This is a genomic window from Pseudomonas sp. AD21, from assembly GCF_002878485.1.
GTDB lineage: Bacteria > Pseudomonadota > Gammaproteobacteria > Pseudomonadales > Pseudomonadaceae > Aquipseudomonas.
On the sequence record NZ_NQYG01000004.1, the window covers coordinates 94,715 to 115,925 of the forward strand.

Annotated in this window: 21 protein-coding genes; 5 read left to right on the forward strand and 16 right to left on the reverse strand. The window is 62.0% G+C overall.

The features are described 5' to 3' along the window. Positions 1–39 precede the first annotated feature (39 nt). The 9 genes from PseAD21_RS03645 to PseAD21_RS03685 form a co-directional block, all read right to left on the reverse strand. Complete coding sequence (locus PseAD21_RS03645) at positions 40–1,197, reverse strand: D-alanyl-D-alanine carboxypeptidase family protein (RefSeq protein ID WP_102354542.1); 1,158 nt, start codon at positions 1,195–1,197, stop codon at positions 40–42. Positions 1,198–1,384: 187 nt separating this feature from the next. Next, on the reverse strand, positions 1,385–2,395 hold the full coding sequence (locus PseAD21_RS03650; RefSeq protein WP_025108692.1) for a septal ring lytic transglycosylase RlpA family protein: 1,011 nt from the start codon (positions 2,393–2,395) through the stop codon (positions 1,385–1,387). After that, positions 2,395–3,405, reverse strand: coding sequence for a lytic murein transglycosylase B (gene mltB / locus PseAD21_RS03655; RefSeq protein ID WP_102354543.1), 1,011 nt, complete (start codon positions 3,403–3,405; stop codon positions 2,395–2,397). The genes PseAD21_RS03650 and mltB overlap by 1 nt, the downstream gene beginning before the upstream one ends. A gap of 17 nt (positions 3,406–3,422) precedes the next feature. Then, the gene (gene rodA, locus PseAD21_RS03660; RefSeq protein WP_047296919.1) at positions 3,423–4,526 is read right to left on the reverse strand and encodes a rod shape-determining protein RodA; all 1,104 of its coding nucleotides are present in this window, start codon (positions 4,524–4,526) and stop codon (positions 3,423–3,425) included. Positions 4,527–4,557: 31 nt separating this feature from the next. Next, complete coding sequence (gene mrdA / locus PseAD21_RS03665) at positions 4,558–6,453, reverse strand: penicillin-binding protein 2 (RefSeq protein ID WP_102354545.1); 1,896 nt, start codon at positions 6,451–6,453, stop codon at positions 4,558–4,560. A 10-nt stretch (positions 6,454–6,463) separates the two neighbouring features. Further along, complete coding sequence (gene rlmH / locus PseAD21_RS03670; protein WP_003185785.1) at positions 6,464–6,931, reverse strand: 23S rRNA (pseudouridine(1915)-N(3))-methyltransferase RlmH; 468 nt, start codon at positions 6,929–6,931, stop codon at positions 6,464–6,466. A gap of 9 nt (positions 6,932–6,940) precedes the next feature. After that, the gene (rsfS, locus tag PseAD21_RS03675; protein ID WP_007960601.1) at positions 6,941–7,435 is read right to left on the reverse strand and encodes a ribosome silencing factor; all 495 of its coding nucleotides are present in this window, start codon (positions 7,433–7,435) and stop codon (positions 6,941–6,943) included. A gap of 72 nt (positions 7,436–7,507) precedes the next feature. Then, positions 7,508–8,230: a nicotinate-nucleotide adenylyltransferase gene (gene nadD, locus PseAD21_RS03680; RefSeq protein ID WP_102354546.1), complete on the reverse strand. Its 723-nt coding sequence runs from the start codon at positions 8,228–8,230 to the stop codon at positions 7,508–7,510. Continuing rightward, on the reverse strand, positions 8,199–9,470 hold the full coding sequence (locus tag PseAD21_RS03685; protein ID WP_102354547.1) for a glutamate-5-semialdehyde dehydrogenase: 1,272 nt from the start codon (positions 9,468–9,470) through the stop codon (positions 8,199–8,201). Before PseAD21_RS03685 ends, nadD begins: the two co-directional genes overlap by 32 nt. Positions 9,471–9,647: 177 nt before the next feature. On the opposite strand from PseAD21_RS03685, the gene PseAD21_RS03690 reads away from it, so the two are divergent. Together PseAD21_RS03690 and PseAD21_RS03700 are read left to right on the forward strand one after the other, a co-directional pair. Next, positions 9,648–10,367: a DNA-3-methyladenine glycosylase gene (locus PseAD21_RS03690; RefSeq protein WP_102354548.1), complete on the forward strand. Its 720-nt coding sequence runs from the start codon at positions 9,648–9,650 to the stop codon at positions 10,365–10,367. A 133-nt stretch (positions 10,368–10,500) separates the two neighbouring features. After that, on the forward strand, positions 10,501–11,817 hold the full coding sequence (locus PseAD21_RS03700) for a bifunctional DedA family/phosphatase PAP2 family protein (RefSeq protein WP_102354549.1): 1,317 nt from the start codon (positions 10,501–10,503) through the stop codon (positions 11,815–11,817). A 3-nt stretch (positions 11,818–11,820) separates the two neighbouring features. Here the strand turns inward: PseAD21_RS03700 and PseAD21_RS03705 are convergent, their stop codons facing one another. The 3 genes from PseAD21_RS03705 to PseAD21_RS03715 are packed head-to-tail and all read right to left on the reverse strand — an operon-like array spanning position 11,821 to position 13,500. Continuing rightward, positions 11,821–12,411 carry an LON peptidase substrate-binding domain-containing protein gene (locus PseAD21_RS03705; protein WP_102354550.1) on the reverse strand — a complete coding sequence of 197 codons (591 nt, stop codon included), beginning with the start codon at positions 12,409–12,411 and terminating at the stop codon, positions 11,821–11,823. Positions 12,412–12,421: 10 nt separating this feature from the next. After that, complete coding sequence (locus PseAD21_RS03710; protein WP_007960614.1) at positions 12,422–13,138, reverse strand: LrgB family protein; 717 nt, start codon at positions 13,136–13,138, stop codon at positions 12,422–12,424. Continuing rightward, on the reverse strand, positions 13,138–13,500 hold the full coding sequence (locus PseAD21_RS03715) for a CidA/LrgA family protein (protein WP_102354551.1): 363 nt from the start codon (positions 13,498–13,500) through the stop codon (positions 13,138–13,140). The genes PseAD21_RS03710 and PseAD21_RS03715 overlap by 1 nt, the downstream gene beginning before the upstream one ends. A gap of 180 nt (positions 13,501–13,680) precedes the next feature. Between PseAD21_RS03715 and PseAD21_RS03720 the strand changes: the two genes are divergently transcribed. From PseAD21_RS03720 to PseAD21_RS03730, 3 genes are all read left to right on the forward strand, one after another. Further along, positions 13,681–14,136 (forward strand): MaoC family dehydratase, encoded by a 456-nt coding sequence (locus tag PseAD21_RS03720; protein WP_003228575.1) that lies wholly within the window; start codon positions 13,681–13,683, stop codon positions 14,134–14,136. Between the two features lie 111 nt (positions 14,137–14,247). After that, complete coding sequence (locus PseAD21_RS03725; protein ID WP_102354552.1) at positions 14,248–15,975, forward strand: C13 family peptidase; 1,728 nt, start codon at positions 14,248–14,250, stop codon at positions 15,973–15,975. Between the two features lie 27 nt (positions 15,976–16,002). Continuing rightward, a complete protein-coding gene (locus PseAD21_RS03730; RefSeq protein WP_053124198.1) occupies positions 16,003–16,644 on the forward strand; it encodes an oxidoreductase in 642 nt (213 codons plus the stop codon). Between the two features lie 127 nt (positions 16,645–16,771). Here the strand turns inward: PseAD21_RS03730 and PseAD21_RS03735 are convergent, their stop codons facing one another. The 4 genes from PseAD21_RS03735 to PseAD21_RS03750 all read right to left on the reverse strand — a co-directional run bounded on the left by PseAD21_RS03735 (position 16,772) and on the right by PseAD21_RS03750 (position 21,109). Then, on the reverse strand, positions 16,772–17,056 hold the full coding sequence (locus PseAD21_RS03735) for a YceK/YidQ family lipoprotein (RefSeq protein WP_102354553.1): 285 nt from the start codon (positions 17,054–17,056) through the stop codon (positions 16,772–16,774). Then, complete coding sequence (gene ubiX, locus PseAD21_RS03740; protein WP_102354554.1) at positions 17,049–17,696, reverse strand: flavin prenyltransferase UbiX; 648 nt, start codon at positions 17,694–17,696, stop codon at positions 17,049–17,051. The genes PseAD21_RS03735 and ubiX overlap by 8 nt, the downstream gene beginning before the upstream one ends. Further along, the gene (gene mpl, locus PseAD21_RS03745; RefSeq protein WP_102354555.1) at positions 17,693–19,042 is read right to left on the reverse strand and encodes a UDP-N-acetylmuramate:L-alanyl-gamma-D-glutamyl-meso-diaminopimelate ligase; all 1,350 of its coding nucleotides are present in this window, start codon (positions 19,040–19,042) and stop codon (positions 17,693–17,695) included. Before mpl ends, ubiX begins: the two co-directional genes overlap by 4 nt. A 159-nt stretch (positions 19,043–19,201) precedes the next feature. Then, entirely contained in the window at positions 19,202–21,109 is a 1,908-nt protein-coding gene (locus PseAD21_RS03750; RefSeq protein ID WP_102354556.1) for a sigma-54-dependent Fis family transcriptional regulator, read from the reverse strand. Positions 21,110–21,211 lie beyond the last annotated feature (102 nt).

Genomic DNA, 21,211 nt, shown 5'->3' on the forward strand with positions numbered 1-21,211 from the left:
GAACCGGACAGGAACGGGGCCATGCAGGTCAACACTCAATCAGTTGAACAAGCCGTAGAAGAATAGACGGATGCTATCCCACATGCGGCGGAAGATACCACCCTCCTCGACAGCGTCCAGAGCGATCAGGTCGGCGCTGTGCACCACTTTGTCGTCCAGTTTCACTTCGACTTTACCGATCACGTCGCCCTTGGCGATTGGCGCGGTCAGTTGCGGGTTCATGGTCATGCTGGCAGCGAGCTTTTTCAGCTGGCCTTTTGGCAGAGTCATGGTCAGGTCTTCAGCCAGGCCGGCCTTGACTTGACTGGTGGTGCCTTTCCACACCGGGGCCTGAGCCAGTTCGGTGCCCTTCTGATAGAAGGTCTGGGTTTCGAAGAAGCGGAAGCCGTAGGTCAGCAGCTTCTGGGTTTCGGAGGCGCGAGCCACTTCGCTGTTGGTGCCGAACACCACGGCGATCAGACGCTGGCCGTCACGGACAGCCGAGGACACCATGCAGTAGCCGGCTTCATCGGTGTGACCGGTTTTCAGACCGTCAACGGTCTTGTCGCGCCACAGCAGCAGGTTGCGGTTAGGCTGCTTGATGCCGTTCCAGAAGAACTCTTTCTGCGAGTAGATCGCATAGTGAGCCGGGTCTTCGTGGATGATCGCACGGGCCAGGATCGCCATGTCATGAGCCGACGAGTAGTGCTCAGGGTTTGGCAGACCGGTCGGGTTCATGAAGTGGGAATTGGTCATGCCCAGATCAGCCACGGTCTTGTTCATCAGGTCGGCGAACGCGTCTTCGCTGCCGGCGATGTGCTCGGACAGCGCAACGCTGGCGTCGTTGCCGGACTGAATGATGATGCCGTGCAGCAAGTCGCTGACAGTTACCTGCGAGCCGACTTTGATGAACATCCGCGAACCGCCGGTGCGCCAGGCGTTTTCGCTGACGGTCACCGGGTCATTCTCACCGATCTGGCCGCGACGGATTTCCAGCGTAGCGATGTACGCGGTCATCAGTTTGGTCAGGCTGGCTGGCGGCAGACGCTGATCACCGTTGTTCTCCACCAGCACGTTGCCGCTGCTGGCGTCCATGAGCACGTAGGCTTTTGCAGCCAGTTGAGGTGGCGACGGCATCATCTCGGCCGCGAAGGCGGCTGGCGAGAGGAGCAGCGGGACTAGCAGACACAGGCGTTTGGCAAAGGTGGTGATGTTCATCCGTCTCTCGAAATCGCTAATGGAAACTTGCCCAAAGGCAAAACTATTCAGACAGCCTTCTAACGGGCCATCGCGTGTTCAGTTGCTCACTCAAGTCACCCTTGCCGGGCTTTTGTTCTTCGACGAGCCAACAACCTGGTCCACCCCCCAAAACCGCAAGTGAACCGTCAATCAAGTGCTACGTTTCTTACTCTGTGACCACGCTCGGCGAGCCGAGGTTGGCCAGGCGCACGCTGTTCTGCACCTGGGCGATTTCACCCGGCGAACCGATCGGCCCCAGGCGTACCCGGTGCAGGGTCTGCTGATTGCGCACGATCGAGCTGATGAACACCGGAGCGCTCACCATCCCGCTGAGCTTCGACCTCAGGAGTTCTGCAGCGTCCGGGTTGGCGAACGCGCCCACCTGCAGATACTGGCCAGACGCTGGTGCAGAAGCGTTTTTTTTTGCACTGATCGGTACGGGAACCGTGTCCGAGGCGTGCTGCTGCGGTGGCGGAGTCCATTGCTCGACAGTGCCGGCCGACGCCGTGATCACCGGGGCGCTATTCTGCGCGACTTGCGGCTCGTTGAGCATCAAAGGCGCCGGACGGCCCTTCGCGGCCCACCATTGCTGCGGATCGATACCTTCGACCTTGACCCGCGCGGTGCCGATTTCGGCATAACCGAGTTTCTTGGCTGCGGCGTAAGACAGGTCGATGATCCGGTCCGAGTAGAACGGCCCGCGATCGTTGACCCGCAGGATCACGCTCTTGTTGTTGTCCAGGTTGGTCACCCGGACGTAACTTGGCAGTGGCAGAGTCTTGTGAGCGGCACTCATGCCGTACAGGTCATACACCTCGCCGTTGGCGGTGTTCTGGCCATGAAACTTGGTGCCGTACCAGGACGCCGTGCCCGAAGCGACGTAAGTCTTGGATTCCTGCAACGGGAAATAGGTCTTGCCCAGCACGGTGTACGGGTTGGCCTTGTACGGGCCGGTGTGCAGGGTCGGCGTGGCATCGGGGATTCGTGAAACATCCACATCCCACCACGGCGCGCCATCTTTATGCGCGCGGTTGATGTCCAGCCCCGGCTGCGCACGCACCGCGGTAGAGGATGTTTTCTGACTTGGCGCGCGACTGGTCGAACAACTGGCGACCAGCACCGCCAACGCAGCGAAAGCCACCAGCTTCAGGGGTTTATTGATAGGCAATGCCCGCATTACTTGACGCCCCGTGCTTTTACCAGCTCTTCAGACAGTTGATATACGGCCATGGCGTACATCACGCTGCGGTTATAACGCGTGATCGCGTAGAAATTCTTCAGGCCCATCCAGTATTCAGGGCCGCTGTCGCCTTCGAGGCGAAATGCAGTAACCGGCATATCATCGCGCAGCGCATCATGACTTGACCAGCCCAGCGCCCGCAACTCTCCAACCGTCTTTGTCGGCTCGATCCCGGTGGTCAGGCCCTCATCGACCTGCTCGCCACGCACATCCGCGCGGCTGACCACCGGTTCGCCGGCTACCCAGCCGTGACGCTTGAAGTAGCTGGCAACGCTGCCGATCGCATCATCCGGATTGGTCCAGATGTTGATGTGGCCGTCACCGTCGAAGTCCACCGCATAGGCGCGAAAGCTGCTCGGCATGAACTGCGGCAAGCCCATTGCCCCGGCGTACGAGCCTTTGAGGGTCAACGGATCGACCTGTTCTTCGCGGGCCAGCAGCAGGAATTCACGCAGTTCCTTGCGGAAAAATTCGGCACGGGGAGGATAGTCGAAACCGAGCGTGGACAAGGCATCGATCACCCGATAATTACCGGTATTACGTCCGAAAAAGGTCTCGACGCCGATGATCGACACGATGACTTGTGCCGGCACGCCGTATTCCTGCTCGGCACGGGCGAGTACGGCCTCGTGCTGACGCCAGAAGTCCACACCGCGGGCAATGCGTGCGTCGGTCAGGAACATCGGGCGATATTCTTTCCACTGCTTGACCCGCTCGGCAGGTTTGGAGATAGCGTCGAGAATCGCCTGCTTGCGCTGGGCCTCGCGGAACACCGCCATCAGTTGCTCGCCGGCAAAACCGTAGTCGCGGGTCATTTCACCGACGAATTCGGCCACCTGCGGCGAACCTTCGTAATCGCCGGCCAGCGCTTCCTGCGCGCTGCCAAGGATGCCGACCAGGCCGACCCACGGCGCGTAACGAGTCGCCCAGCTGCGCATGACTTGCATTGAACTCTTCACCTTATTCAAACCTGTGCGATCCACTTGCGATGGGTATGGATCGACATCAAAACCCCAAACGCTGACAGCAGTGTCACCAGCGAAGTTCCTCCGTAGCTAATGAAGGGCAACGGCACCCCCACCACCGGCAACAGGCCACTGACCATACCGATGTTGACGAAAACGTAAACAAAAAACGTCATGGTCAACGCACCGGCGAGCAATTTGCCGAACAGCGTCTGCGCCTGGGCGGTAATCACCAGGCCACGACCGATCAACAGCAAATAGATCAGCAGCAGTGCGCAGATGCCCACCAGACCGAACTCTTCGCCCAATACAGCGATGATGAAGTCGGTGTGGCTTTCCGGCAAAAAGTCCAGGTGCGACTGGGTGCCCAGCAGCCAGCCCTTGCCGAACACACCGCCGGAACCGATGGCGGCTTTCGACTGAATGATGTTCCAGCCAGTGCCCAATGGATCGCTTTCCGGGTCGAGAAAGGTCAGGATCCGTTGCTTCTGGTAGTCGTGCATGATGAAGAACCACATGGCGATCGCCACGGGTACCGCAGCGGCCAGCACGCTGAGGATCCAGCGCCAGCGCAGTCCGCCCATGAACAGCACGAACGCGCCGCCGGCCAGAATCAGCAGCGACGTACCGAGGTCGGGCTGACGCACGATGAGAATGAACGGCACGCCGATCAGCATCAGGCTGATACCAACGTGCTTGAGCTGCGGCGGCAGCGTGCGCTTGGACAGATACCAGGCAATCGTCGCCGGCATCAGGATCTTCATGAACTCCGAGGGCTGAAAGCGGATCACCCCGGGGATGTTGATCCAGCGCGTGGCGCCCATGGCGTTGTGGCCCATGATGTCCACCACCATCAGCAACACCACGCCGACCACGTAACCGAGCGGCACCCAGCGGGCCATGAAACGCGGCTCGAACTGGGCGATGACGATCATCGACACCAGGCCGATGCCGAACGAAGTGGCTTGTTTGCCCAGCAGGTCCCAGCTCTTGCCGCTGGCCGAATACAGGACGAACAGACTGCCTGCGGCGAGGATCAGCAGCAGGATCAACAAAGGACCATCGATATGCAGACGTTGCAGCAGCGTCGCACGGCGACGCATCACATCCTCGCTGGAGAGCATGCGATCGAAATTATTCTTCACGGGCCGTAGCCTCCGCACTGATAGGACCGGCGTATTCAGCCTTCAACCGACCATCCTGGTCCAGAAGCCAGGCATCCATGACCTGACGCACGACTGGCGCGGCCACACCGGAGCCGGACTCACCGTTCTCGACCATCACCGAAACAACAATTTTCGGGTTGTCGGCTGGGGCAAAACCGACGAACAAGGCGTGGTCGCGGTGGCGTTCCTGAACCTTGGAGCGGTCGTATTTCTCACCCTGTTTGATCGCCACCACCTGGGCCGTACCCGACTTGCCGGCGATCCGGTATTGCGCACCGATCGCCGCCTTGCGCGCGGTACCCCGGGCGCCGTGCATCACCTGCTGCATGCCGTGGTTGACCTTGGTCCAGTCCGACGGATCGCGCAGGACGATGTCCGGCATCGGGTTCTCGTCCAGCGGCTTGGCGCCTTCGATGGTCTTGGCCAGGTGCGGGCGGTTCCAGATGCCTTTGTTGGCCACCAGCGCCGTGGCCTGCGCCAGTTGCAGCGGCGTGGACTGCATGTAGCCCTGGCCGATCCCCAGAATCAGGGTTTCGCCCGGGAACCACGCCTGCTTGCGGGTCGCGCGTTTCCACTCGCGGGACGGCATCAGGCCGGGAGATTCTTCGAACATGTCCAGCGAGACCTTCTGGCCGATTCCGAACTTGTTCATATAGGCCGACAGCCGATCGATGCCCAGCTTGTGTGCCAGGTCATAGAAATAGGTGTCGTTGGAACGCATGATCGCCGTGTCGAGGTCGACGAAGCCGTCACCCGTGCGGTTCCAGTTGCGGTATTTGTGATCGTAGTTGGGCAGCATGTAGTAACCGGGGTCGAACACCCGGCTCGACGCTGTCACCACGCCCGAATCGAGACCGGCAATCGCCACCGCCGGCTTGATCGTCGAGCCCGGCGGGTACAGACCACGCAGCACCCGGTTGAACAGCGGCCGGTCGATGGAGTCGCGCAACTCGGCGTACGCCTTGAAGCTGATACCAGTGACGAACAGGTTCGGGTCGAAGCTTGGCTGGCTGACCATCGCCAGCACTTCGCCAGTCTTCGGATCGAGCGCCACCACCGCGCCGCGACGCCCGCCCAGTGCGGCTTCGGCCGCTTCCTGCAACTTGATGTCCAGACTCAGGACGATGTCCTTGCCGGGAATCGGATCGGTACGCTTGAGTACGCGCAATACGCGGCCCCGGGCGTTGGTCTCGACTTCCTCGTAACCCACCTGCCCGTGCAGTTCCGGCTCGTAGAAACGCTCGATGCCAGTCTTGCCGATGTGATGGGTGCCGCTGTAGTTGACCGGGTCGAGGGTCTTGAGCTCTTTCTCGTTGATCCGCCCCATGTAACCCACCGAATGCGCAAAATGCGCACCCTGCGGGTAGTGGCGGACCAGTTGCGCGACCACTTCCACCCCTGGCAGGCGGAACTGGTTCACCGCGATCCGGGCGATCTGCTCTTCGGTCAGCTCGAACAGGATCGGCACCGGCTCGAACGGCCGGCGCCCCTGACGCATGCGTTTCTCGAAGATCACCCGGTCCTCGGGTGTCAGTTGCAGCACTTCGACGATCGCATCGAGCACCTGCTGCCAGTCGCCGGAGCGCTCGCGGGTCATGCTCAGGCTGAAGCTGGGGCGGTTGTCCGCCACCACCACGCCGTTGCGGTCGAAGATCAGCCCGCGGGTCGGCGGAATCGGCTGCACATGGACGCGGTTGTTTTCCGAGAGCGTCGAGTGGTACTCGTACTGGATCACCTGCAAGTAGTACAGCCGTGCAATCAGTACGCAGATCAACAGCATGACCGCAATGGCCCCGAACACGACGCGGCTACGCACCAGGCGGGCGTCCTTTTCGTGGTCCTTGATGCGGATCGGCTGAGACATGAGGGCAGGACTACTTGTGGTAAGGGTGACCGGACAGCACGGTCCAGGCACGGTACAGCTGTTCGCCGATCAGGATCCGCACCAACGGGTGCGGCAAGGTCAGCGGCGACAACGACCAGCGCTGATCGGCGCGGGCGCAGACTTCCGGCGCCAGCCCTTCGGGGCCGCCGACCATGAAGTTGACCGTGCGCGAATCCAGCCGCCAACGGTCGAGTTCGACCGCCAGTTGCTCGGTGCTCCAGGGTTTTCCATGGACTTCCAGCGTGACGATCCGCTCGTTCGGCCCGACCTTGGCCAGCATGGCTTCGCCTTCCTGGCGGATGAAACGGGCCACGTCGGCGTTCTTGCCACGGGTATTGAGCGGAATTTCCACCAGTTCCAGCGCCAGCTCGGACGGAAGACGCTTGGCATATTCATGCCAGCCTTCTTCCACCCACTTGGGCATGCGTGAACCGACGGCGATCAGTCGCAGTCGCACAGCAATCCCTTACAACTGGTCTTTGTTGAGCTTGGTGAAATGCTCGTGGGTGTTTTCCGGGCTGTGGTGCTTGGCGTCTGCCGCACGGCTCTGCTCGGCACCGGCCCACAGGCGCTCCAGGTCGTAGAACTGACGTGCCGAGGCGGTCATCATGTGCACGATCACCAGATCCAGGTCCAGCAGTACCCAGTCGCTGTCGCCCTTGCCTTCTTCGCCCAGCGGCTTGGCGCCCTGTTTTTTGACTTCTTCGCGGACCTTGTCCAGCATCGCGTTGATCTGGCGATTGGACGTACCGGTGGCGATGATCATGTAGTCAGTGATGCTCTGCTTGTCGCGAACATCGATGATCTGGATGTCTTGTGCCTTGACGTCCTCCAGGGCTGCCACGGCAACCTTGACCAGCTCGTCGCCCTTGAGCGGCTCGTTGGTGTTGGCGACTTCCGGCAGCGGCGCGCTCTTGAACGTGCCTTTGCGCTTAACTTTGCTTACGTCTTTGTCAGTCATATAAAACTCGTTTTGCTCGTATATTCGGCGGCTTGGCGATACGTGGATTCGTATCAGTGAAGCACGCCTTGTTCAGTTCGACGCACGGTACAGACCGTGCGCATCGATGTAGGCCAGGACCGCGTCGGGCACCAGGAAACGTACCGACTTACCGCTGGCCAGCAGTTGACGGATCTGGGTGGCGGAAACCGCGAGCGGTGTCTGCCAGACGAATGCAATCTGTCCGCTCGGCCCTTTCAGGGCCAGCGGGTCGCTCACCGAACGCGCTGCCAGCAGGTTGCGCAAGGCATCCGGCGGTTCGCTGTCGGCGTCCGGGCGCTGTAGCACCAGGATGTGGCAATGCTGGAGCAACTCCTCCCAGCGGTGCCAAGTGGGCAGGCCGCAAAATGCGTCCCAGCCCAAAAGCAGAAAAACCTGGGTTTCAGCGGCCATTTCGGCACGCATCAACTCCAGGGTATCGATGGTGTAGGACGGTTTGTCCCGCTGTAGCTCGCGGGCGTCCACCACCAGCGGCGGCACTCCGGCCACCGCACACTCGACCATCGCCAGTCGATCCTGCGCCGACACCTGCGGTGTATCGCGGTGCGGCGGCCGGGCGCTGGGCATCATGCGCAGTTCGTCGAGCAGCAGCGCTTCGGCCACTTCCAGCGCACCGCGCAAATGACCGATGTGCACCGGATCGAACGTGCCGCCCAGTACGCCGATGCGCCGGGGTCGGAGTTCGCTGTCAGGCAGCGGCGCTGTCAGGTCGAGGTCGGTCAAGTCAGACCGTCGCCTGGCCGCGCAACTGGCCATCACCGACCACGATGTACTTCTCGCAGGTCAGTCCTTCGAGGCCCACCGGGCCACGGGCGTGCAGCTTATCAGTAGAAATGCCGATCTCGGCACCCAATCCGTATTCGAATCCATCGGCGAAGCAGGTCGGGGTGTTGATCATCACCGACGCCGAGTCGACTTCGGCCACGAAACGACGGGTGTCGGCGAGGTTTTCGCTGACGATCGAGTCGGTATGGTGCGAGCCGTAATGGTTGATGTGTTCGATGGCCTGATCCAGATCGTCGACCACCCGAATCGACAGGATTGGCGCCAGATACTCGGTGCTCCAGTCGTCTTCGCTGGCCGCCACGGCGCCAATGATCGCCCGGGTACGCTCGCAACCACGCAGCTCGACGCCTTTTTCGCGGAACTGGGCAGCCATCGGCGGCAGGAAATCCTTCGCAACACTCTGATCGACGAGCAAGGTCTCCATCGCTCCACAGATGCCATAACGGTAGGTCTTGGCATTGAAGGCGATGCGCTGGGCTTTCGCCAGGTCGGCGTGAGCACTGACATAAACGTGGCAGATACCGTCCAGGTGCTTGATCACCGGCACGCGGGCATCGCGGCTGATGCGTTCGATCAGGCCTCGGCCGCCGCGCGGCACAATCACGTCGACGTACTCGGGCATGGTAATCATTGCGCCAACGGCGGCACGGTCGGTGGTTTCGACCACTTGCACCACGGCTGCCGGCAATTCGGCCTCGGCCAGACCGCGCTGGATGCACACGGCAATCGCCCGGTTGGAATGAATCGCTTCGGAGCCACCGCGCAGGATGGTCGCGTTGCCCGACTTCAGGCAGAGGCTGGCGGCATCGATGGTCACATTGGGACGGGATTCGTAGATGATCCCGATCACACCCAATGGCACGCGCATCTTGCCGACCTGAATCCCGGACGGGCGAAAGCTCATGTCGCGGATCGCGCCGACCGGATCCGGCAGTGCGGCGACCTGACGCAAGCCGACGATCATGCCGTCGATGCGCGCCGGAGTCAGTTCCAGACGTTCCAGCAGGGCCGGCTCCAGACCATTGGTGCGGCCGGCAGCCAGATCCAGTTCATTGGCGGCGGCCAGCTCGGCGCGCGCGGCGTCCAAGGCATTGGCAGCAGCCTGCAGGGCGCGGTTTTTCTGCGCGGTGCTGGCACGGCCGATGACCCGGGAAGCTTCGCGGGCGGCGCGACCCAATCGGGTCATGTAGTCAAGAACGGACTCAGTCATGGTCTGCTGGGGTCTTGGCAAAGAGGAAAGCGGCAGATTATAGCTGTCGCGTCCCGGGACTAACAGCGGTGACAGGCGGATGGTCGAAATGGACTGCAATTTGCCGATGTTCAGCCGTAATTAAGCCTCGGATTGTTATCATCACGACCTCCTTCGCCTGGATAAACACCGTTTGCCATGTCCAACCTGACCGTTCGAGCGACCGCAGAGCGCCTGCCACTGGGCCTTCCGGACGCTTTTTTCGACCGTGACGCGCAAATGCTGGCCCGCGACCTGCTCGGCAAAGTCATCCGCCACCGGGTCGGCGATCTGTGGCTGAGTGCCCGGATCATTGAAACCGAGGCCTATTACTGCGCGGAAAAAGGCAGTCATGCGTCCCTCGGCTACACGGAAAAGCGTAAGGCTTTGTTTCTGGATGGCGGGCACATCTATATGTATTACGCCCGCGGCGGCGACTCGCTGAACTTCAGCGCTCAAGGGCCGGGCAACGCCGTGTTGATCAAATCCGCCTACCCATGGATCGATGAGCTCAGCGGGCCGGCGAGTCTGGCGCAGATGCTGCTGAACAACCCCGATGCTCAGGGCCGACCACGTTCTTCGCAAAAGCTGTGCGCCGGCCAGACCTTGCTGTGCAAGGCACTGGGGTTGAAGGTGCCGGTATGGGACGCCAAGCGTTTCGACCATGAACTGCTGCTGGTGGAAGACACCGGGGCGGCGCCAGCGCAAATCATTCAGACCACCCGCCTGGGCATCCCTCATGGCCGTGACGAACATCTGATGTACCGGTTTGTCGACGCCACTTACGCGCAATGGTGCACACGGAACCCGCTGCGCCGGGGTCAGGTCGAAGGTCGCGATTATTTCCTGTTGCCGAGGTTAGAGGCAGGTCTGAAGTAAAAGGAATTCACTGTAGGAGTGAGCCTGCTCGCGATAGCGGTGTATCAGTCAACGAAGAAGTCGACTGACCAAGCGCCATCGCGAGCAGGCTCACTCCTACAAGGATCAATTGAAGATTTGATGGAGTGGTTTTATGGGCCCATGGCTCGATAGCGTGACCGGTTGGCTGGCCGCCAATCCGCAGTGGCTGGCGGCTGCGGTGTTTATCGTTGCCTGCGTGGAGTGTCTGGCGATTGCCGGGCTCATCGTGCCGGGCACGGTGCTGCTGTTTGCCGTCGCCGTATTGGCCGGCAGCGGCGCGCTGTCGTTGAGCGAAACCCTGCTGCTGGGCTTTCTCGGCGGGATTCTGGGCGATGTGATTTCGTACTTCCTCGGCCGCCATTTCCACCAGAACATCCGCCGTTTGCCGGGGCTGCGTCACCATCCGGAGTGGATGGCCGGCGCCGAAACCTACTTCCAGCGCTACGGCATCGCCAGCCTGCTGGTCGGGCGCTTCATCGGCCCGTTACGGCCGATGCTGCCGATGGTCGCCGGGATGTGCGACATGCCCTTCCCGCGCTTTGCCGCGGTCAGCCTGCTGGCCGCCGCCGGCTGGAGTGTCGCCTACCTGCTGCCGGGCTGGGCCACAGGCGCGGCGATCCGCTTGCCGCTGCCGGAAGGTTTCTGGCTGCAGGCCGGCATCGTCGCCGCCAGTATCGCAGTGATGCTCGGCCTGAGCGTCAACAGCAGCTTGCGTCAGCACCGCCGGGCGACGATCTGGATCAGCAGCATGAGCCTGTTGATTCTGCTCGGCCTGTTCGTGGGCTATCCGTACCTGAGCGCCCTCGATCAGGGCGTGATGACCTTGGTGCAGGAACATCGTCAGCCGCTGCTGGATGAAATCGCGGTGACGTTCACCCTGATCGGTGAATTCCGCAACATGCTGATGTTCAGCGCCCTGCTCACCGGTCTGTTGCTGCTCTGCCGGCAATGGCGCCAGGCAATCTTTGCCGGCGGCACGCTGCTGTGCACCGCGCTGCTGAACACCGTCACCAAACAGTTTTTCGCCCGGGTGCGCCCGGAGGTGCTGACCGATCCACTGACCAGTTACAGCATGCCCAGCGGCCACGCTTCGGGTTCGTTCGCGCTGTTTCTGGTGCTCGCCGTTCTCGCCGGTCGTGGCCAGCCACCGCGCATGCGTCTGACCTGGCTGCTGCTCGGCTGTATTCCGGCGCTGTCGATTGCCTTGTCACGGGTGTATCTGGGTGCGCACTGGCCGACCGATATTCTGGCTGGCGCAATGCTCGCCGCATGCGTGTGTGCGGCAGGTTTGTGGTTGAGTCAGCGCCAGGCGCCGCTCAAGCCGATGCCGGTCAAGGTCTGGTGGCTGATTCTGCCGGCGCTGCTGGTGCTGTTCAGCCTGTTCGTCTTCCGGCATCTGCCGCAAACGATGCTGCGTTACGCCTACTGACGTTCAGGCGAACAACTCGCCCTGCAACTCATCGAGCAGCGCCTGGATCGCATCCAGCCGTTGCTGCGGATCGTCGAGTTGTAGCAGGTCGATCTTGTCCTCTTCGGCGAATGGCAGCAGATACGCCAACTGATTGGCCAGCGACTGCTGCCCCAGCGCTTCGTTGCCCATGTTCAACGCCTCGACCATCGGGTGCTCGGCCAAGGCCTTGAGCAGCGCCACCAGATCGGCGTCTTCATCCTGCAACGGTTGCTCCGGTTCATCGTCCAGCCACTCGACGTCGGCGAGAATCAACTGATCGCGCTGCACCTCGGTGCGCAGCACCTGAAAGCGCCGCCCGCCCTGCACGCGAATCCCCAGCAGGCCATTGTCCTGCTGCTGGAAATCGGTGATCCGCGCTTCGCAGCCGACCTGGGCAAAGCCCTCTGGTGCGACGCCGACTTCGTGCCCCTCAAGGATGCACACCACGCCGAAACCGCCGCCCTGTTTCATGCAGCGGCCGATCATGTCCAGGTAGCGCGCCTCGAAGATCTGCAAGTCGAGATTGCAGCCGGGAAACAGCACTGTGTTCAGCGGGAAAAGCGGCAGACTCATAGACATTTCCTTAGACCACCATCGACACCGCCAACGGCAGGAACACTGCCGTGGCCACGCCCATCAGACTCATCGCCAGCGCCGCGAAGGCGCCGCACTCATCACTTTCCTGCAGTGCCACCGAAGTGCCGACGGCGTGCGCGGTCATGCCCAGCGCCATGCCACGCGCCTCGGGGCTGTGCACGCCGAGGCGGGTCAGCAACGCCGGGCCGAAGATCGCGCCGATCACCCCGGTGATCAACACGAACACCGCCGCCAGCGCCGCGACACCACCGATCTGCTCGGCCACCAGCATGGCAATCGGCGAGGTCACCGACTTCGGCGCCATGGTCATCAGAATCATGTGCTCGGCACCAAACCACCAGCCCAGTAACACGCCCATGCCCGTCGCGACCACCCCGCCTATCACCAGCGTAGTAAAAATCGGCCAGAACAATTGGCGGATACGCTTGAGGTTGAGATACAGCGGCACCGCCAGCGCAACTGTCGCCGGGCCCAGCAGAATGCTGAGGATCTCGGTGCTCTTGCGGTACTCGGCGTAAGTCAGGCCACAGCCGACCAGCACGCCGATCACCAACAGCATGGAGACCAGCACCGGTTGCAGAAAGATCCAGCGGGTTTTCTCGAACGCCGCCAGCACCAGTTGATAGGCACCCAGGGTGATGCCGATGCCAAACAGCGGATGATGGATTACCGAGGCCCATGCCCCTTGCCAGTCGAAGAGCATCAGGACTCCTCCGACCGGTGCGCGTGTCGCTTGACCATGCGCTGCATCAGCACCCCGGCGAAGGCCATCGACAGGATCAACGACAGGACGAGCGCGCCGACAATCGCCCAGAAATCGGCGGCAATATCACTCGCATAGACCATCACACCCACCGCCGGCGGCACCAGCAGCAACGGCAGATAACGCAGCAGACTGCCGGCCGCAAGGTTCAGCGGCTCGCCGACTTCACCGCAAATGATCAGGAACACCAGCAACAGCAGCAGGCCGATGATCGGCCCCGGCAGCACCGGCAACAGCAAATGGTTGAGTGCCGTGCCGAGCAGTTGGAACAGCACCAGCATGGTCAGGCCACGTAACAACATCAGACATCTCCCCCCGCAAGTCATCGGCATTATAAGCACGGCAGCGCTATGGATCGGCATTCGCCAAAAGCATGGCAGGTTGACCGGAGCAAATCGTCATGTTGATCTACAGTGGTTCGCAGGGCGGTCAAATCCCCCACCTGAAAAACTATAAAACCGATGAACCCAAGGAGAGTCTCAATGCCCTATGTTCCCGTTGCAGAGCTCAAAGATTATGTCGGCAAGGAACTCGGACGTTCCGAATGGCTCACCATCGATCAGGAGCGTATCAACCTGTTCGCCGAAGCCACCGGGGATTATCAGTTCATCCATGTCGACCCGGTCAAAGCCGCGCAAACGCCATTTGGCAGCACCATTGCCCACGGTTTCCTGTCGCTGTCGCTGATCCCCAAATTGATGGAAGACATCCTCGTGCTGCCGCAAGGCCTGAAGATGGTGGTCAACTACGGGCTGGACAGCGTGCGTTTCATCCAGCCGGTGAAGGTCAATTCAAAAGTTCGGCTGAAGGTCGATCTGGCCGAAGTGACCGAGAAGAAACCCGGGCAATGGCTGCTCAAGGCCACCGCCACGCTTGAGATAGAGGGCTCGGACAAACCGGCCTATATCGCCGAACCGCTGTCGCTCTGCTTCGTTTAAGTCACTGGATGCGAAACAGCGCACGCTGTTTCGCATCAGCGCTGTTTTTACCGGCTGTATAAGGTCACATAGCTGCGGCATACTCGGTCGCCTAATTGCCCGGATCCCGCTATGCGCCCACTCGCTTCCCTTGCCCCCCTTGCCCTGACCCTGATGCTCACTGCGTGCGGCGACGGCGAATCGCTGCTGCCTCCGGATGCGCGCCTGCCGGACGGCGGACGCTATCGCGGCGAGCTGGTCAACGGCTTGCTGCAAGGCCAGGGTCGCGTCGACTACCCCAACGGCAGCTGGTACGCCGGGCAGTTCGACAAGGGCCAATGGCACGGTCAGGGTGAGTGGCACGGCAGCAACGGCGAGGTCTATCGCGGCCAGTTCCAGCAGGGCCTGTTCGATGGCCAGGGCAGCCTGACCACCAACGCCAGCAGTTACACCGGCGGCTTCAAGCAGGGCCGGCGCGACGGCGAAGGCACCCTCAAGGAAAACGCCATGACCTACCGTGGCGAGTTCAAGGCTGACCAGTATTCCGGGCTGGGCCGTCTGGAAATGGACGACGGCAGCTCCTATCAGGGCCAGTTCACCCACGGCAAACCCAATGGCGAAGGCCAGCGCGGCGACGCCAGCGGCAATACGTTCAGCGGTCATTTCGTCAACGGCCAGCTCGAAGGCAACGGCACGTTCAACAGTGCCGATGGCGACATCTATGTCGGCGGCTTCAAGAACAGTCAGCTGCACGGCAAGGGCCGCTATGAAAACGCCGATGGCGACGTCTGGCTCGGCCAGTTCAAGGAAGGCGCGCTGACCGGAAAAGGCGAATTGATTGGCGCTGACGGCAGCCATTACATCGGCTACTTCAATGACTGGCGCTTCAGTGGTCAGGGCCGCTTGAACCTGTCTGACGGCAGCTTCTACATCGGCGAGTTCGACAGCGACAGCTACGCCGGGCGCGGCACCCTGGTGCTGACCGATGGCACCGTGCTCAGCGGCACCTGGATCAACGGCCAACGCGTGCGTGACGCCGACGGCAAGCTCCTGCCCGACACCCTCGAACTCGGCCTGCTGGCTCAGGGCCGCCTGCTCGATGAGGCGCTGGCCGCCGTGCCCGCCTCGACACCGGCCGTTGAGCTGTACACTCTGACCCTCGGTGGCGACGGCAAGCAAAGCGTGTTCCTGCGCGAGTCCGACTACGTCGCCAATATGCTCACCACACGCTTCGGTGCCTATGGCCAGATTCGCCTGGTCAACCACCGCGACCATCTCGCCGATCGGCCGATGGCCACCCGCGAAAACCTGCGCCGCGCAGCGCAAACCCTGGCCGAACGCAGCGGCCCGGAAGACCTGGTGTTCATTTACCTGACCAGCCACGGCACCGCCGAACACGAACTGGTGCTCGACCAGCCGCGCATGGAGCTGGCCGATCTGCCCGCCGATGAGCTCGCCGCCGTGCTCGCGCCGCTGAAAAATCGCGACAAGGTGATCGTGATTTCATCGTGCTACTCCGGCGGTTTCATCCCCGCGCTGAAAGACGAGCGCACTCTGATCATGACCGCCTCACGTGCCGATCGGGTGTCGTTCGGCTGCTCGGAAGAAGCCAACTTCACCTACTTCGGCGATGCCTTGTTCGCCCAGGCGCTGAACCAGACCGACGACCTCGAACAAGCCTTCAAACTGGCCAAGGCCACGGTTGCCGAGCGTGAGCTGGCTGACAGTTTCGAAGCCTCGGAACCGCAGATCTGGGCGCCCAAGACCGTGCTGTCGCATTGGCAACTGCTACGCAAACAGCAAGCAAGAAAAGCTTTGCAAAGCGCTGCATTGAACGACGGAGCGACAAACAGCAACTAAGCTGAACAGTATCAAGGGAGAGACACAATGTACTTGACGCCTCAGCACGTATTGCTTGCCGGAGCCACCGGATTGACCGGTGAACACCTGCTCGACCGCTTGCTCAACGAGCCAACGATTTCTCGCGTGCTCGCCCCTTCGCGTCGACCCTTGGCGGAACATCCACATCTGGAAAACCCGGTCGGTGATCCACAGGCGTTTCTGCCTCAACTAAGTGGCCGGGTCGATATCGCCTATTGCTGCCTCGGCACCACGATCAAGCAGGCCGGTTCAGAAGCGGCGTTTCGTGCGGTGGATCTGGACATGGTCGTGGCGTTCGCCAAACGCGCGCGGGAGATGGGCGCGCGGCACCTGATTGTAATCAGCGCGATTGGCGCCGATCCGAAATCGTCGGTCTTCTACAATCGGGTCAAAGGCGAAATGGAGCAGGCATTGCGTGCGCAGGACTGGCCGCAACTGACCATTTGCCGGCCTTCGCTGTTGTTGGGCGAACGCACGGAGCCACGCTTGGCCGAACAGCTGGCCGGGCCGTTGTCGAAACTGATTCCGGGTAAATACCGTGGCATCGAGGCCTGCCAATTGGCGCGGGCGATGTGGCGGTTGGCGCTGGAAGAGCAGGATGGTGTGCGGGTGATCGAGTCGGATGATTTGCGCAAGCTAGGCAAATAATCTTCCGCCGCATGATCTTTCCCACGCTCTGCGTGGGAATGCAGCCATGGACGCTCTGCGTCCCAAAGCGTGACGCAGAGCGTCACCGGAGGCGTTACCACGCAGAGCGTGGGAACGATCTGTCTAACTACAATCCGCCCGTTGCCTGAAACCCCACGCCGATAACCGTCAGCAATGACAACGGCAACAGCAGCGTATCGAGCAATGCACTCGCCGGCAGGTCCACCCCCGGATAGCTCGGCGCTTCAGCCCCGAACCGATCCATCGCACAGCACCCGCCATTCATCGCGTACAAATCCAGCCGCGTCCCGGAGTACACCACTGGCGCACCCGGCTTGGCGGCATCCAGCGTCCGCGCCGTGGCGCAGCCGGCCAGTTGCAGCGCCAGCACCATCGTCAGCAGCTTATTCATCGCTGCTCAGATGATGCTCGCCCCAACGCGGCAGCATGTCCTGAGGAATGCCCAGCAGATTGAGAATCCGCGCCACGACGAAATCGATCAGGTCATCGATGGTCTGTGGCTGGTGATAGAAACCCGGCGAGGCCGGCAGGATGGTCACGCCCATGTTCGACAGCTTGAGCATGTGCTCCAGATGAATGCTCGAATACGGCGCTTCGCGCGGCACCAGAATCAACTGGCGACGTTCCTTCAGCGTCACGTCCGCAGCCCGCTCGATCAGGTTGTTGCAGGCGCCGGTGGCAATCGCCGACAAGGTGCCGGTGGAACACGGCACCACGACCATCGCCGCTGGCGCGCCGGAGCCCGAGGCCACCGGCGACATCCAGTCTTCCTTGCCGTACACGCGGATCTGCCCGGCCGCCGCCCCGGTGTACTCGGTGAGGAACGCCTGCATCATCTGCGGCTTGGGCGGCAACGTGACATCGGTCTCGGTGGCCATCACCAGTTGCGCCGCCTTGGAGATCAGGAAGTGTACTTCGCGATCTTCACGCACCAGGCAATCGAGCAGGCGCAATCCGTACTGCGCGCCGGACGCGCCGGTCATCGCCAGCGTGATGCGTTCCGGGCCGCCGTCCTGGGAAAGAGTGTTCATTGCAACGCCTCGGCGAGTTTGCCGTGCAGGCCGCCGAAGCCGCCGTTGCTCATGATCACCACGTGAGTGCCAGGCTGAGCCTGGCTCTTCACGCGTTCGATGATGCCTTCAAGCGAATCGCTGACAATCGACGGCACGGTGCACAGTGCGGCGGTACCGGCCAGATCCCAGCCGAGGTTGGCCGGGGCGTACCAGATCACCTGGTCGGCATCGACCACGCTGTCCGGCAGACCGTCACGGTGCGCGCCGAGCTTCATCGAGTTGGAGCGCGGCTCGATGATCGCGATCAGCGGTGCGTCACCGATACGTTTGCGCAAGCCATCGAGGGTGGTGGCGATCGCGGTCGGGTGGTGGGCGAAGTCGTCGTAGATGGTGATGCCGCGTACTTCGGCGACTTTCTCCATCCGGCGTTTGACGTTCTTGAATGCGCTCAATCCGGCGATGCCCATCGATGGCACCACACCAACATGCCGCGCAGCCGCCAGGGCAGCCAGGGCGTTGGCGACGTTGTGCTGACCGGTCAGTTCCCATTCGACGGTGCCTTGAGACACGCCTTCGAACATCACTTCGAACGCCGAACCATCGCCTTTCAGCAACTTGACCTGCCACTGACCGCCGGCACCGGTGGTTTGCACCGGGGTCCAGCAGCCCATTTCGATCACGCGCTGCAAGGCAGGCTCGGTGGTCGGGTGAATCACCAGACCTTCGCTCGGGATGGTCCGCACCAAGTGGTGGAACTGCCGCTCGATCGCCGGCAGATCGGGGAAAATGTCCGCATGATCGAACTCAAGGTTGTTGAGGATCGCGGTGCGCGGGCGATAGTGGACGAACTTCGAACGCTTGTCGAAGAACGCGCTGTCGTATTCGTCCGCCTCGATCACGAAGAACGGCGTGCCGCCCAGACGCGCGGACACCGAGAAGTTCTGCGGCACACCGCCGATCAGGAACCCCGGGCTCATGCCGGCGTGTTCCAGTACCCAGGCGAGCATACTGCTGGTGGTGGTCTTGCCGTGCGTACCGGCGACCGCCAGCACCCAGCGACCCTGCAGCACGTGATCGGCCAGCCACTGCGGGCCGGAGACGTAAGGCAGGCCTTTGTTCAGCACATATTCCACCGCCGGGTTGCCGCGGGACATGGCGTTGCCGATCACCACCAGATCCGGCGCCGGATCGAGCTGAGCCGGGTCGTAGCCTTGGGTCAGTTGAATGCCCTGAGCCTCAAGCTGCGTGCTCATCGGCGGATAGACGTTGGCGTCGGAGCCAGTCACGTGATGGCCCAGCTCTTTGGCCAGAACCGCCATCGAGCCCATGAAAGTCCCGCAGATACCCAGAATATGAATGTGCATAGTCGACCTCGTAAAACATGGCCGCAGGTTAGCGTAGGGTGGGGAAAATCGCACCTTGTGTTTCGCCTTTGCCGACGCCTTCGCGAGCAAGCCCGCTCCCACAAAATCAGCGCTGACCCTGTGGGGGGACGGGCTTGCTCGCGAATGGCGCGACTCGGTTCAGCGGCTAATCGCGTGTTTACGCAGCTTTCTATAAAGGGTGTTGCGGCTGACCCCGAGTTGTTGCGCGGTCTGGGTCATGTGCCAGCGGGTCTGCTCCAGCACATTGAGCAACGCCAAACGCTCGGCGCCCTCCAGCGGATGCTCGGACTCAACCGTCTTCAGCTCCAGTGGCGGCCGCACCTGACGAATCATCGCCGGCAGATCCTCCAGCCCGATCCGACCGTCATCGCACAACGCCGCCAGCGTACGCAGAACATTGCGCAACTGCCGCACGTTGCCCGGCCAGTTGAAGGCCAGCAACGCCTGGCGCGCCGGTTCGTCGATCACGATAATTTCCCCACCCGCCTCCTCGGCCAGCAGGAAATCCAGCAATTGCGACTTGTCGCTGCGTTCGCGCAACGCCGGTAGCGCGACTTCGAGGCCGTTGAGCCGGTAATACAGGTCTTCACGGAAACTGCCGTCTTCGACCCGCTCGAGCAGATTGCGGTGGGTGGCGCTGATGATCCGCACGTTGACCGCCTCCGGTTCGCCGCCGATCGGCACCACTTGGCGGTCTTCCAGCACCCGCAACAAACGGGTCTGCAACGCCAGCGGCATGTCGCCGATTTCATCGAGAAACAGCGTGCCGCCATCGGCCTGCTGCAACTTGCCGCGCATGCCGTCCTTGCGCGCGCCGGTGAAACTGCCGCCGCGATAACCGAACAACTCGCTCTCGATCAGACTCTCGGGAATCGCCGCGCAGTTAAGGGCGACGAAAGCTTTGTTGGCGCGTTGACTGGCATGATGCACGGCCTTGGCGAAAGCCTCCTTGCCGGAGCCGGTTTCGCCGTTGACCAGCAGCGGCACATCACGCTCGAACACGCGCAGCGCCTTGCGGAAATCGGCCTGCAGCGCCGCGTCACCGAGGCAAATGCCCGCCAGTGGTTGAGCCTTGACCACCACCGGCGCCGGCATGATCGGCAGCGGCTTGCGTGATTCGCCGCGCAGCAAGGCAAACAGAGGCCGCCCGTCACGGGTGCGCAACGGCCAACTGGCGCTGGCATTGGCACTGGCGCGGCCAAGCAGTTCGTCCAGCGAGCAATCGAAAAACGCTTCCACCGGTTTGCCGAGCAAGCCACCGCGAATATGCCCCAGCAGGTTCAGCGCACTCTGGTTGACCGCGCTGATCCGCCCTTCCCCGTCAAACGCCAGCAGCCCTTCGCTGAACAAGCCGACGGACTCGGCCTGCAGATGAAATCGCAGCAACCACTGGTTATCGAAGCAACGCAGGAAATAGCAGCTCTCGATCATCTTCGCCGACAGATTGACCAGCGCCATGGTGTGGAACTGGCTCTGGCGTGAAACATCGTGGCGCGCCGAGGACACGTCGAGCACCGCGAGCAATTCGCCGTGCGGGTCGAACACCGGGCTCGCCGAGCAGGTCAGCCCGGTGTGGCGGCCGCGAAAGTGTTCGTCCTGGTGAATGGTCAGCGCCTGGCGCTCGACCAGGCAGGTGCCGATGCCGTTGGTGCCTTCGCAGGCTTCGCTCCAGTCGGCGCCGAGCCAGAGCCCGGCACGTTCGAAAATCTTGCGCTCGGCGGGTGCGGTGACACAGTTGAGGATCACCCCGCGCGCGTCGGTCAGCAGCACCGCGTGGCCGGCCCCGGACAGTTGTTGATGCAGGCTGCTCATTTCATTGCCGGCAATCTGCAACACCTGTTGCAGCCGCTCGCGGCTTTCGAGGACGCGCCCGTGCTCGAGCACGGTGGGCGCCATGGCCAAGGCCGGGTCGAGGTGATAGTCCTCAAGACAGCGCAGCCACGAACGGGCAATCGACGGATCGGCACCGGGCCCGTGCAAGTGCGGCTTGCCCTGGGTCACGGTGAGCACCTGTTGGGCATGGCGACTCAAATGGTTGTCGTGCATTTCTTATTATTCTCCCCGAGATCAGTGCCGCCTCTTGGTTGGCTGGCACATACCTTGTGGTGAGGGGATTTATCCCCGATGGGTTGCGAAGCACCCCCAATC

Coding starts and splice junctions, on each gene's coding strand:
- PseAD21_RS03735 (WP_102354553.1), bottom strand. CDS start 17,056: ATGAATAAGCTGCTGACGATGGTGCTGGCGCTGCAACTGGCCGGCTGC.
- PseAD21_RS03690 (WP_102354548.1), top strand. CDS start 9,648: ATGTCCAACCTGACCGTTCGAGCGACCGCAGAGCGCCTGCCACTGGGC.
- mpl (WP_102354555.1), bottom strand. CDS start 19,042: ATGCACATTCATATTCTGGGTATCTGCGGGACTTTCATGGGCTCGATG.
- nadD (WP_102354546.1), bottom strand. CDS start 8,230: ATGGCCAGTTGCGCGGCCAGGCGACGGTCTGACTTGACCGACCTCGAC.
- PseAD21_RS03710 (WP_007960614.1), bottom strand. CDS start 13,138: ATGCTCTTCGACTGGCAAGGGGCATGGGCCTCGGTAATCCATCATCCG.
- PseAD21_RS03725 (WP_102354552.1), top strand. CDS start 14,248: ATGCGCCCACTCGCTTCCCTTGCCCCCCTTGCCCTGACCCTGATGCTC.
- PseAD21_RS03730 (WP_053124198.1), top strand. CDS start 16,003: ATGTACTTGACGCCTCAGCACGTATTGCTTGCCGGAGCCACCGGATTG.
- PseAD21_RS03650 (WP_025108692.1), bottom strand. CDS start 2,395: ATGCGGGCATTGCCTATCAATAAACCCCTGAAGCTGGTGGCTTTCGCT.
- PseAD21_RS03645 (WP_102354542.1), bottom strand. CDS start 1,197: ATGAACATCACCACCTTTGCCAAACGCCTGTGTCTGCTAGTCCCGCTG.
- mltB (WP_102354543.1), bottom strand. CDS start 3,405: ATGCAAGTCATGCGCAGCTGGGCGACTCGTTACGCGCCGTGGGTCGGC.
- PseAD21_RS03685 (WP_102354547.1), bottom strand. CDS start 9,470: ATGACTGAGTCCGTTCTTGACTACATGACCCGATTGGGTCGCGCCGCC.
- PseAD21_RS03750 (WP_102354556.1), bottom strand. CDS start 21,109: ATGCACGACAACCATTTGAGTCGCCATGCCCAACAGGTGCTCACCGTG.
- PseAD21_RS03700 (WP_102354549.1), top strand. CDS start 10,501: ATGGGCCCATGGCTCGATAGCGTGACCGGTTGGCTGGCCGCCAATCCG.
- PseAD21_RS03715 (WP_102354551.1), bottom strand. CDS start 13,500: ATGTTGTTACGTGGCCTGACCATGCTGGTGCTGTTCCAACTGCTCGGC.
- PseAD21_RS03720 (WP_003228575.1), top strand. CDS start 13,681: ATGCCCTATGTTCCCGTTGCAGAGCTCAAAGATTATGTCGGCAAGGAA.
- rsfS (WP_007960601.1), bottom strand. CDS start 7,435: ATGACTGACAAAGACGTAAGCAAAGTTAAGCGCAAAGGCACGTTCAAG.
- mrdA (WP_102354545.1), bottom strand. CDS start 6,453: ATGTCTCAGCCGATCCGCATCAAGGACCACGAAAAGGACGCCCGCCTG.
- PseAD21_RS03705 (WP_102354550.1), bottom strand. CDS start 12,411: ATGAGTCTGCCGCTTTTCCCGCTGAACACAGTGCTGTTTCCCGGCTGC.
- ubiX (WP_102354554.1), bottom strand. CDS start 17,696: ATGAACACTCTTTCCCAGGACGGCGGCCCGGAACGCATCACGCTGGCG.
- rodA (WP_047296919.1), bottom strand. CDS start 4,526: ATGCGTCGCCGTGCGACGCTGCTGCAACGTCTGCATATCGATGGTCCT.